Annotated in this window: 12 protein-coding genes; 4 read left to right on the plus strand and 8 right to left on the minus strand. The window is 48.0% G+C overall.

The window, feature by feature from the left end:
* Window positions 1–4 precede the first annotated feature (4 nt).
* The 5 genes from sufU to AC50Y5_RS24845 all read right to left on the minus strand — a co-directional run bounded on the left by sufU (window position 5) and on the right by AC50Y5_RS24845 (window position 4,522).
* Window positions 5–430 carry a Fe-S cluster assembly sulfur transfer protein SufU gene (gene sufU / locus AC50Y5_RS24825; RefSeq protein ID WP_056039756.1) on the minus strand — a complete coding sequence of 142 codons (426 nt, stop codon included), beginning with the start codon at window positions 428–430 and terminating at the stop codon, window positions 5–7.
* Window positions 417–1,643 (minus strand): cysteine desulfurase, encoded by a 1,227-nt coding sequence (locus tag AC50Y5_RS24830; protein WP_056039755.1) that lies wholly within the window; start codon window positions 1,641–1,643, stop codon window positions 417–419. The genes sufU and AC50Y5_RS24830 overlap by 14 nt, the downstream gene beginning before the upstream one ends.
* A complete protein-coding gene (gene sufD, locus AC50Y5_RS24835; protein ID WP_494864059.1) occupies window positions 1,640–2,947 on the minus strand; it encodes a Fe-S cluster assembly protein SufD in 1,308 nt (435 codons plus the stop codon). Before sufD ends, AC50Y5_RS24830 begins: the two co-directional genes overlap by 4 nt.
* Before the next feature lie 21 nt (window positions 2,948–2,968).
* The gene (gene sufC, locus AC50Y5_RS24840; RefSeq protein ID WP_056039751.1) at window positions 2,969–3,748 is read right to left on the minus strand and encodes a Fe-S cluster assembly ATPase SufC; all 780 of its coding nucleotides are present in this window, start codon (window positions 3,746–3,748) and stop codon (window positions 2,969–2,971) included.
* Window positions 3,749–3,934: 186 nt separating this feature from the next.
* On the minus strand, window positions 3,935–4,522 hold the full coding sequence (locus AC50Y5_RS24845; RefSeq protein WP_494864060.1) for a DUF1802 family protein: 588 nt from the start codon (window positions 4,520–4,522) through the stop codon (window positions 3,935–3,937).
* 239 nt (window positions 4,523–4,761) lie between these two features.
* On the opposite strand from AC50Y5_RS24845, the gene mtnK reads away from it, so the two are divergent.
* Together mtnK and mtnA are read left to right on the plus strand one after the other, a co-directional pair.
* Complete coding sequence (mtnK, locus tag AC50Y5_RS24850) at window positions 4,762–5,979, plus strand: S-methyl-5-thioribose kinase (protein ID WP_494864144.1); 1,218 nt, start codon at window positions 4,762–4,764, stop codon at window positions 5,977–5,979.
* A gap of 39 nt (window positions 5,980–6,018) precedes the next feature.
* Window positions 6,019–7,074 carry an S-methyl-5-thioribose-1-phosphate isomerase gene (gene mtnA, locus AC50Y5_RS24855; RefSeq protein ID WP_494864061.1) on the plus strand — a complete coding sequence of 352 codons (1,056 nt, stop codon included), beginning with the start codon at window positions 6,019–6,021 and terminating at the stop codon, window positions 7,072–7,074.
* 60 nt (window positions 7,075–7,134) lie between these two features.
* On the opposite strand, the gene AC50Y5_RS24860 is transcribed toward mtnA, so the two are convergent.
* A complete protein-coding gene (locus AC50Y5_RS24860) occupies window positions 7,135–7,440 on the minus strand; it encodes a YunC family protein (protein ID WP_056039747.1) in 306 nt (101 codons plus the stop codon).
* A 174-nt stretch (window positions 7,441–7,614) separates the two neighbouring features.
* On the opposite strand from AC50Y5_RS24860, the gene AC50Y5_RS24865 reads away from it, so the two are divergent.
* Window positions 7,615–8,169, plus strand: coding sequence for a hypothetical protein (locus AC50Y5_RS24865; protein ID WP_056039745.1), 555 nt, complete (start codon window positions 7,615–7,617; stop codon window positions 8,167–8,169).
* 77 nt (window positions 8,170–8,246) lie between these two features.
* Here AC50Y5_RS24865 and AC50Y5_RS24870 read toward each other — a convergent pair whose 3' ends face one another.
* Entirely contained in the window at window positions 8,247–10,160 is a 1,914-nt protein-coding gene (locus tag AC50Y5_RS24870) for a putative bifunctional diguanylate cyclase/phosphodiesterase (RefSeq protein ID WP_056039742.1), read from the minus strand.
* A gap of 89 nt (window positions 10,161–10,249) precedes the next feature.
* Window positions 10,250–10,636 carry a DUF423 domain-containing protein gene (locus tag AC50Y5_RS24875; RefSeq protein ID WP_494864062.1) on the minus strand — a complete coding sequence of 129 codons (387 nt, stop codon included), beginning with the start codon at window positions 10,634–10,636 and terminating at the stop codon, window positions 10,250–10,252.
* Window positions 10,637–10,721: 85 nt separating this feature from the next.
* Here AC50Y5_RS24875 and AC50Y5_RS24880 point away from each other — a divergent pair, with 85 nt between their 5' ends.
* On the plus strand, window positions 10,722–11,261 hold the full coding sequence (locus tag AC50Y5_RS24880; protein WP_494864063.1) for a hypothetical protein: 540 nt from the start codon (window positions 10,722–10,724) through the stop codon (window positions 11,259–11,261).
* Window positions 11,262–11,276: the final 15 nt, after the last annotated feature.

An 11,276-nucleotide genomic window follows, 5' to 3' on the forward strand; every position in this document is an offset into this window, starting at 1 on the left:
GATGTTACTCGTGCTGTTGTTCGATACCTTTACGCAAAGCGTTCCACGAAAGGGTGGCACATTTGATGCGGGCTGGAAACTTGTTGACACCAGATAGCGCCTCAATGTCCTCATAATCTTCAAATTCGACTGGTTCGCCTTTCATTAGCGCAGAAAATTTATCCGCTAGCTCCAGCGCCTGATCGAATGTTTTGCCTTTAACGACTTCCGTCATCATGGAGGCGGAGCTCAAGCTGATGGAGCAGCCTTCTCCACTAAACTTCGCGTCCGTGACTAGACCGTTCTCCACTTGAAGCTGGAGCGCAATGCTGTCGCCGCAGGTCGGATTGTTCAGTTTAATCGTGACGGCATCGGCTTCCAATGTTCCATGGTTGCGTGGATTTTTATAGTGATCCATGATGACTCTACGGTATAAATCATCCAATTGCATGACCGAAGAACTCCTTTGTTTTGAGCAGTCCAGCAATAAGCTGATCAACGTCCTGCTCGGTATTATATAAATAAAAGCTTGCTCTTGCTGTCGAAGAAACGTTCAAAAAACGCATAAGCGGCTGGCAGCAATGATGTCCGGCCCGAACAGCAATGCCCTCCGAATCAAGAACTGTCGCCACATCATGTGGATGCACATCGCCCAGATTGAACGTAACGAGGCCCGCACGATCTGCCTTAGGGCCATAAATTGTGACCCCTTCAAGCTCTGACAAGCGGTCATAAGCATATGCCGCCAGTTGACGCTGGTGCTTGTCAATCTCATCCATGCCAACCTCTTGCAGAAAATCGATTGCTGCGCCCAGCCCTACGGCGTTCGCAATAATCGGCGTCCCGCCTTCGAAGCGGTACGGAATGTCCTTCCATGTTGACTCATATAAGTCAACATAGTCGATCATTTCTCCGCCGAACTCAATCGGCTCCATCTTCGAGAGCAGCGCCTTCTTGCCATACAAGGCGCCAATCCCCGTCGGGCCGCACATTTTATGGCCCGAGAAAGCATAAAAGTCACAATCCAAATCACGAACGTCAACACGCATATGCGGCGTGCTTTGCGCGCCATCGACGACCATTACGGCGCCATTGCGATGTGCAATAGCCGCAACTTCCTTAATGGGGTTGACGATGCCCAGCACATTCGATACATAAGTCATCGCAACGACCTTCGTATTCGCTGTAATCGTCAGCTCAGCATCGGCTAGCGTGAATGAACCATCTGGCTGAAGCGGAATATATTTCAGCGTCGCGCCAGTTGCTTTCGCAACCTGCTGCCACGGGATGAGATTGCTGTGATGCTCCATTTGCGTAATAACGATTTCATCGCCAGGTTTACATGTATTTCTTGCATAGCTTGAAGCAACCAAATTCAGCGCGGTTGTCGTACCCCGCGTAAAAATAATTTCTTCCGGCAGTGCCGCATTCAGAAAAGAAGCCACTTTCTCCCTTGCGCCCTCATAAGCGTCAGTCGCCCGCGAACCAAGCGTATGAACACCTCTATGCACATTGGAGTGGTCCTTCTCGTAATAGCGATTAATCGCATCAATGACGGAGCGCGGCTTCTGGGAAGATGCCGCGCTGTCCAGATAAACGAGCGGATGCCCGTTTATCTCTTGATGCAGAATCGGGAACTGCTCCCGAATTGCTGCTATATTCATCCTTCGAGCTTCCGCACGAGCAATTTCTCAAGCTGTTCGCGTACCGCATCAATCGGAATTTCAGAAACAACAGGAGCAAGGAAGCCGTAGATTACAAGGCGTTCCGCATTCTGCTTGCTAATACCGCGGGACATTAGATAGTAAACCTGCTCAGGGTTAACTTGCCCAACACTCGCTGCATGGCCTGCAGTAACATCATCTTCATCAATTAGCAAAATCGGATTCGCGTCACCGCGTGCTTTCGGGCTCAGCATCAACACTTTTTCGGTTTGAACACCATTAGCTTTCGTAGCGCCCTTCTCGATTTTAGTGATACCGTTAATAATCGCCGAAGCAGAATCCTTCATAACTGCACGCGTAACCATGTTGCTGTCTGAGCGAAGGCCGAAATGTACAGCCTGCGTCGTCAAGCTCATTTGCTGAGCGTTTTTGCCAATGCTGATTACTTTAGCATCCGATTGCGAACCGTTGCCTTTCAGCACGGACTTCGTGTCCGACAGCGTAGAGCCATCGCTCAAATCGCCAAGTACCCACTCCATTACACCATCGTTATCAATGATAGCACGGCGAACTGTGAGGTCCACTCCGCTGCCACCAAGATGATGGATGGAGCCGAAACGAACGTGAGCGCCTGCTTTTACATAAACTTCGACTACCGAGTGGTAAACGAAAGGCTCCGTAACAGCGCCTGGTTCAGTAACGACATAATCGACATACGTAACGCGGCTGTTGCTTTCCGCTACGATTACAATATGCGGTGCAAAGGAAGCCTCTGCTTTTGTATTAAATAGAATAGCCTGCAGTGGAATTTCCACCTCTACATTGCGAGGAACGTATACGAAAACGCCGCCATTCCATAATGCAGCATGCAAAGCTGTTAATTTGTCTTCATCTTTGGCAACCGCTTGGAACAGGTACGGCTTAACAAGATCGCCATGCTCCTTGCAAGCTGTCTCCAAATCGGTAAAAATAACGCCCTTCGCTGCCAGTTCAGCAGATAGCTGCGTCCATACCGGGCTCGAATTTTGCTGAATAACGAGGTTTTCAGTACCTTCAGCAACCAATTCACGTACAACTTCTGGCAAATCAGTTAGTGCATTTGCTGGAGCTGCCTGATTGTAGCTGCCTACAGCTGTCAGGTTCCAGCGTTCAATTTTGACTTTCTCCGGCTTAGGCCATTCTAATGTACCAGCAAGCTCAGCCGCTTCGCCGCGCAAATCTACCAGCCAATTAGGCTCGTTTTTGCTACGGGACAAAGCTTCTGCAGATTGGCGGTCCGTCGGAGTCGATAGTTGTGTACTCATCCGTTATACCCCTTTCTCCGCTTAGGCCTGGCCAACCGTTTCGTCCACGATGCCCAGTTCTTCTTTAACCCAGTCATAACCTTCATTTTCCAAACGCTCAGCAAGTTCCGGACCACCGGATTTCACAATGCGGCCTTGCATCATAACGTGTACAAAATCAGGTGTAATATAGTTCAGCAAACGCTGATAGTGAGTAATGATAAGGAAACCGCGATCTTCAGAGCGCATTTCGTTAACGCCTTTGGATACGATTTTCAGGGCATCGATGTCAAGACCCGAGTCAATCTCGTCAAGAACGACGATTTTCGGATCAAGCAGCGTCATTTGCAAAATTTCGTTACGCTTCTTCTCACCGCCGGAGAAGCCTTCGTTCAGGTAACGATGTGCAAACTCAGGGTTCATTTCCAAAGCTTTCATTTTGCCTTCCATTTGGCGAATGAATTTAATGAGGGAAATCTCGCTGCCTTCCTCACGACGAGCATTGATCGCGCTGCGCAAGAAATCGGAGTTCGTTACGCCAGGAATTTCGCTCGGATATTGCATAGCAAGGAACAGGCCTGCGCGTGCTCTCTCATCTACATCCATTTCAAGCAGGTCTTCTCCATCCAAAAATGCGCTGCCTTCTGTCACTTCATATTTCGGGTGGCCCATTAGAGCAGAAGCAAGCGTACTTTTACCAGTACCGTTTGGTCCCATAATCGCGTGGATTTCTCCGCCTTTGATTTCAAGGTTAATGCCTTTCAAAATCTCTTTTCCTTCGATAGCCGCTTTCAGGCCATCAATGACAAAATGCGTTGCCATAATATGCTGATCCCTCCATGGTTGGTCTATTTACCTAATCACCTATAATCAAAAATGGTTCTATTATAATGTGATTCAATATAATTCTCAATGTCTTCTCAATAATCATTTTATTATAAGTTTTGTTATAAAGCAACGCCGAGACCGTTCAATCTACAAGAAACCGCCATAAATCAGGCTTAATCTCTATTCCTGATTCAGCGCAGCTTGAATTTGGGCAACTTGCAACGCGAATTCCTCATCGGATAGAACGGGAACCATTGCTGCCTCTGCTAGATCACTTTCAAGCTTTACCCAAGATTTGCAGCCGGTATAGGCAGGGAACATCTCAAGCTCAGCAGGGGTTGCGAGACGGTACACACGCAGCAGCAGCAAATGCAGCGGCTTCGTCCGCTTCCATTTTAGCCTTTCTTCGGAAAATTTATCCGTCCAAATGTGAAATTCCCGCAGCCGGTCAAGCGTTTCCTGATCGTTGATCTCGATATCATGAACGGCCTCCGCATAGGCGCCAAGCGTAATGCTGTCCATATCAGGCGACCAGCCTTCCATTATCCTTTCGATTCGGCCTTGATACGGCGCCTTAAGCAGATGCTCCTTCTGATGCTCATATGCGGGCATTAAGTAGAAGCCTTTGCTTACCAATTGAAAATCACGTGTTTCCTCTTCGATTCCGCCTTTGCGCAAAACCATAATAAGCTCGCCATCACGCAATGCGTTAACGGTTACGGCCCACTCCTTCAGAGCGACCGGCTCCCGCATCATGCTGTTATTCATGCCAAATTCCTCCACTCCAGCAGATCCGCCTAGCCCCTCGTTGCCTTTCGAGCTTAGAGACTGCAACGAAATAAAGTACCGTAAATTTCCGCGCAGCTCCTAAGCGGACAAAAACCTTGCCTACTTTACGTAACATTATATCATTTGTTATCATTTGTAGGTATTCCAAGTCGAAATAATATTCGATATACTAAGCTTAAATGCTTATATTTTTAAAAATACAGTCGGAGGTGGACAAACTGTCTGCTTATCATCCTTTAACCGAGCAAGAAGCTATTGAATTTTCCCGCTCCATACCTGACTTTTTCCCTGCGGGAGCTGAGCTTTCGTCCCGTGAGATCGGCGATGGCAATTTGAATTTGGTCTTCCACATTACCGATCCAGCTAGCGGTAAAGGGCTCATTGTCAAACAAGCGCTCCCTTACGCTAAAGTTGTCGGAGAATCATGGCCGCTTACGCTTGACCGGGCACGCATTGAAAGCGAAGCGCTGATTTTGCAAAATGAGCTGGCTCCGGGACTTGTGCCAACCGTATATCAATATGATGCGGAGCTTGCCCTCACGGTAATGGAAGATCTAAGCGATCATGTGATTATGCGCCAAGGCCTCGTGGACGGCAACAAATATCCGAAATTCGCTGAGGACATTTCCACCTTCATGGCGAATACACTCTTTTTCACTTCCGATCTGGGCATGAACCAGCAGGACAAGAAAGAACGCGTCAAAGAGTTTATTAACCCGGATTTGTGCAAAATAACCGAGGATTTGATTTTTGATGATCCGTATACAGATTCGCCAAACAATAACTTTGAAGCAGCGATTGCCGATGCTGCAGAAGCTCTTCGCAATGATGATGCCCTTCATCTTGAAGTCGCTATTTTGCGCAACAAGTTTTTAACGAATGCCCAGGCGCTTCTCCACGGCGATCTTCATACCGGCAGCGTATTTGTTACCGCACAATCGACGAAAGTGATCGACCCTGAATTTGCTTATTATGGCCCTATGGGCTTTGATGTAGGGGCAGTTATTGCCAATCTGCTGCTCAATTATGCTGGACAAGCCCACTGGATTAAAGACGAGGCAGAGCTGACCGATTTCCGCAGCTACCTGCTCGGCAGCGTACGCGAAATTTGGACCAAATTTGAGAACAAATTTGGCGCTTTGTGGGACGAGCACAACGTGGATCGCCTGGCCTCAAGCGCTCCAGGCTACAAGCAATATTATTTGAACAAGCTGCTTCAAGACTCGATCGGCTTTGCTGGCTGCAAAATGGTACGGCGCATTGTAGGCCTTGCCCACGTTGCTGACATCGATCGTATTGAGGATGCTGCGGAGCGCGAGAAAGCACAGCGCTTGGCACTCGAAATCGGCACCTCGCTCATTCACCTGAACCGTCAGGCGATTTCGATAGAGCAAGCGATTGATATTGTTTTATCTGCAACGGCAAAACACGGTTAAATTAAATCCCAATGTTTCGAAAAGAAAGGAATTTGCATAATGACTAGCCAGAATGCCCCCTTGCAATCCGTGATTTGGGCGGAAGACCGCCTGGATTTGCTGGATCAACGGCTTTTACCTGAAGAAATTGTATATTTGCCGCTTGTTACTTCGGAGGATGTATGGGAAGCAATTCGCCATTTGAAAGTAAGAGGCGCTCCAGCAATCGGCATTTCCGCTGCATACGGCGTCGTGCTCGGCAGCCGAAATGAAACGACGCTTAAGCGCTGGCTTGAGGAAGTGCTGAATCAAGCTGAATATTTGGCAACCTCCAGGCCAACCGCTGTCAATTTGTTCTGGGCTCTGGATCGAATGAAAGCTCGTGCGGAGCAGCTTGCTGCAGCCGATTTATCGCTTGATGAAGTGAAGCAGGCTTTGCTTAATGAAGCGCTGGCGATTCACAGTGAAGATGAAGAAACTAACCGTTTAATCGGCGAGCATGCGCTAACGCTGTTTGAGGATGGCATAGGCGTGCTCACGCACTGCAACGCCGGCGGACTTGCAACTGCTAAATACGGTACCGCGCTGGCACCGTTTTATCTTGCGCTTGAGCGCGGCATGTCGCTCCGTGTATTCGCCGATGAGACGCGTCCTGTACTGCAAGGAGCCAGGCTAACCGCTTTTGAACTGCAGCAGGCTGGCGTCGATGTCACATTGATTTGCGATAATATGGCGGGCATGGTTATGTCCAAAGGCTGGATTCAGGCAGTCATTGTTGGGACTGACCGCGTAGCCGCTAATGGAGATGTCGCCAACAAAATCGGCACTTACAGCGTTGCTGTTCTAGCCAAGGCTCACGGCATTCCCGTATATGTAGCCTGCCCCTTGTCCACGATCGACCTCAATACGCCGACAGGCGCAGAAATTCCAATTGAGGAGCGCAGTGCCGAGGAAATTACCGAAGGGTTTGGCAAACGCACTGCGCCGCAAGGTGTGAAAGTGTACAACCCGGCCTTTGATATTACACCGAATGAATATGTAACAGCGATTATTACGGAAAAGGGCATCGTTCAAGCACCTTATGATGTCAATCTCAAAAAGCTTTTTAACGAATAAACCATAAATCAAGAGCCTCTATCCCATCCTTCCAGAAGATAAGGATAGAGGCTCTTCGTATTATGCCATTAAGGAAAGGGCATCTGTCCCCTTCATCCCGACATGAATTCCCATCGCTTCCGCAGTTGTTGTAACCGATTCCAGAGGTGCAACAAGCAGTTCCTCTAATGTGCGTACGCCAACGGCTCTCCCGGCGATAATCCCACGATTTTGCAACCGTTCGTTCAGCAAGCCAACATCAAGCGCACCACACATGATATACCCTTTATCCGTCGACCAGGCAAGCAATGTCGTTTTAGGAAGCTTGACCTCAATTCCAAGCACGGTCAGCCCATTTTGCAGTGTGGCAGGAACCATCCGCATCATTTTACGCTCACCTCCTTTGCCATCAATTAGCTGCCAAAGCTGCCAAAGCATTATATGCAAAAAAGTTTTTGTCGAATTGGACGATTAGCAAATTTTAGCACTATATATCTATTGTGATTAATGGTATAGTAATTATGCAAAAATTAACATTAGGTCGGAGGAACTATAGAACAGATGCAGAACACACAAAAACAGTCATACGTACTCCAAGTAGAATTGCTAGTAGAGAACGTTAGCAACGCTGCTGCCTTGGAGCAGGTCATTCATGCCTTAAATGCTGGCGGATTTGTGGATTATCGGATTTTATCAGGTGTTCAGCTGGGACAAGTTATCGATCAACGCAAAGCTGATGCTGCTGTTCAAGTTCCTATGGAGATCGATTTTAAAGGGCCAACGCAAAATGAAAAACAAAGCAATAAATCTGCAGCAAATGGCAAGTCTGTACCGTCTGCTAAAGACAAAGACGTTCCATCTGCCAAAGCAGCTAAGCCTAAGGTTGTTGAACCTTCACTCTCCGATCCCTATGACGGATTTGCAGACATTCGCGGTTTTATGAAAAGCAATAAACTCATTCGTCTTATTGTAAATAAGGGGCTTGGCATTACGCTCAGCATTCCATGCCGTATTCTAAATGTGGATGATACAACGAATATGATTACGGTCTATCACGTAGATGAGAAGCAAGTCTACACATTCAAGCTTAATGAAATTGAAGACTATATCTCCTGATTATGAGGCAGCACAAATTGAAAAGGTCCGTTTGAATGAGCCGGAAGTGTTCCCAGCCATTCAAACAGACCTTTTTTCTACATGTAATAGCCGCCCAGCATTTGCTCAATATTGTCGCTTGGGACTGGCGCACTCCAGAAATACCCCTGCATTTCATCGCAGTTGTGCTTGCGCAAAAATTCAATTTGCTCCTGTGTCTCCACACCCTCTGCAATAACCTGGATGTTAAGATTATGTGCCATGGCAATAATAGCTGCTACAATTTCCGCATCGCTTGGGTCCTGTTGGATATCGCGAACGAAGGAACGGTCGATTTTGAGCCGATCGATCGGGAAGTTTTTCAAATAATGAAAGGAGCTGTAGCCTGTACCAAAATCGTCAATGCTTATGCCAACGCCAAGTGCCGTCAAATCCAGCAGGCAGCGCGATACATGGTTTACATCCATCGTCATGGACTCCGTAATTTCCAAATCCAAATATTGCGAATCTAGTCCGGTACGAGTCAGCACGTCTGCAACCTTGCTAGCCAAATCATGCTGGACGAACTGCCTAATAGAGAGGTTAACCGATACAGGCATAGGCGGCAAGCCTGACTCCTGCCAGCATTTATTTTGGCGGCAAGCCTCTTCCAGCACCCAATCGCCAATTTGCACAATCATGCCGCTCTCCTCAGCCAAAGGAATAAAATCGCCCGGAGGGATCATTCCCCGGATCGGATGCTTCCAGCGCACCAGCGCCTCGACGCCGATCATCCCGCCAGAAATCATATCATATTGCGGCTGATAATATAAAATGAACTCCTTGCGCTGAATAGCTCGATACATTTCATGCTGCATCGACAAATGCTCAAACGAATAATTGCTCCAGCTTTCGGAATAAAGCAGCGCATCGTTTCGACCATTCTGCTTCACCTTCATTAACGCCATATCCGCTTTATTAAGCAGCGCGTAATCATCGTCCTCGCCCAGACGGCTCGTGACCGCACCTATGCTCGCTGTAATTTGGATCGGAAAGCCTTTAAGCTCGTAAGGCTCCTCAATCGCTTGCAGCACCATGCGGGCGCGGCTCAGCAACTGCTCCTCCGACTCCAAATCCTTAAACAGCAGAGCGAACTCATCGCCTTCCATTCTGGCAGCAAAATCCTGCTCCGACATGACGCTTGTAAAACGCTCCGCCACCTGCATGAGCAGCATATCGCCAAATTCGCGGCCGAAGGAGGCGTTGACAAGCTTAAACCGATCCAAATCCATATAACACAGCCCTACAAGCTGGTTATGATCATGAGCATAAGCAAGGCTCTCATTCAATCTCATTTGAAAAAGCGTCCGATTCGGCAATCCCGTTCTATCATCGTAATAGGCCATATAACGAATCCGTTCGACATTTCGCTTGCGATCGCTCAAATCATGGCTGACCACCATCGTTCCGATGACCTTCTCATCCTGCACCATGGGGGCGCATACGAGATGCAGCTCAAGCGGATAGCCTGACCGGTGTATAATATGAATGTTACCCTGCTTTGGACAACCGGTAAGCGAATGCTCCAGCATCGTATGTAAGGCATCCCGGCTGCCTGCATCTACGAAAGAGGCCAGCCAATTTCCCATTAACTCCGCGCGTTCATAGCCAAAAGTGCGCTCTGCGCCTTCATTTAATTCCATAATGACGCCCTGTGGATCAATGATAGCGAGCGGGACCGCTTCCGAGCGAAGCAGCGCCTCGACCATTGGTTTATGATAGCTGAGCGTATTCGCCGCCTTGGACTGCCTGACCATTAGGACGAAGCTTCCTAGCAGGATTACCATAGTCAAACAAGAAGCCAGCCAAATGAAAAGCGAAGGTATTGCTGTAACTATCATCGCTGCCACCCATACTCCTATGATAATGAGCAGCAAACCGCCTTGCAGCCACGGAATCCACAACTTGGACAACCATTGTGTAAGCGCGTTACGTGGCGGTCTATCAGGCCGACCAAACGTTCGTTTCGTCACGCACTAACTTCCTTCCTACATTCGAATCCAATAAGGTTAGCCTTATTATAATCGAAACCACCGTTCCGGCATAGAAATATTATGCAAAATCAAACGGCTTTTTTTCGCGACTTGAGGGTCGCGACGATGACGCAAACCCAGCCCGCTAGAAAAGCTACGCCGCCGATTGGTGTAATGGCTCCCAGCACGCGAATATCGCTTAAAGCGAGGACGTAAAGGCTGCCGCTGAAAATAATCATGCCCGCAAGCAGCAGTCTTGCTCCGGACAGCAGCAATTTGCTCTCGCCCAAACGATCCGCAAGCAGAGCAACCAGCATAAGGCCAAGCGAATGATACATATGATAGCGTACGCCCGTTTCGAAAATAGCGAGCAAATCAGCTGGCAGCGTTTCCTTTAAACTATGAGCGCCAAAAGCTCCTAATGCGACTGCAAGAGCGGCACCAATAGCGCCGATTGTGAAATATTTTTGGAACATCCGTTTTCATTCCTTTCAAAATTGAGTATAATTTACTGTAATTGTGTTTTAAGATGAGTTACCTATACTGGAGGAGAATATTTTAATGGAAGAAAATAAAAACAATTCCACACCGATATCCTTTACGAAATCGGATACGGACCATACCCAGACACCGGATTATAATCCATACGGGTCTGCACCATCGACGGGATTTTCCGATCCCTCACCTTTTCAGCCCAGCCAGCCGCTTAAGCATTCCGGCCTTGGCATTGCTTCATTCATTATGGCCATTGCATCCATTATTATAGGCGTCATTAGCATCATAATGTTTTTTGCAGCCATTGGCAGTCTCATTTCTACCGGAAATGAATACTTAATTGAAGACCCTGCCTACCTTGAAGACATGATTACTGGAAGTGCTGGCTCCTTCATGGCAACAATTGTAGCGGTTGTTCTCAGCGTTGGCATTACGTTTGTCGGCCTGATTCTTGGTATTATTGGTGCCTGCTCCAAGCAGCGCCGCAAAGTTTTTGCCGTTATCGGCATTATACTGAACGGACTTGGCGTAATGGGCACTGCTCTCTTTTTTATTTTTGCCATTGCTCTAGCATCTGCTGGAGCAAGCGCATTATCCGGCTACTAGCATTCAGACAGATAG

It is taken from the genome of Paenibacillus sp. JT22N7, from assembly GCF_059383875.1.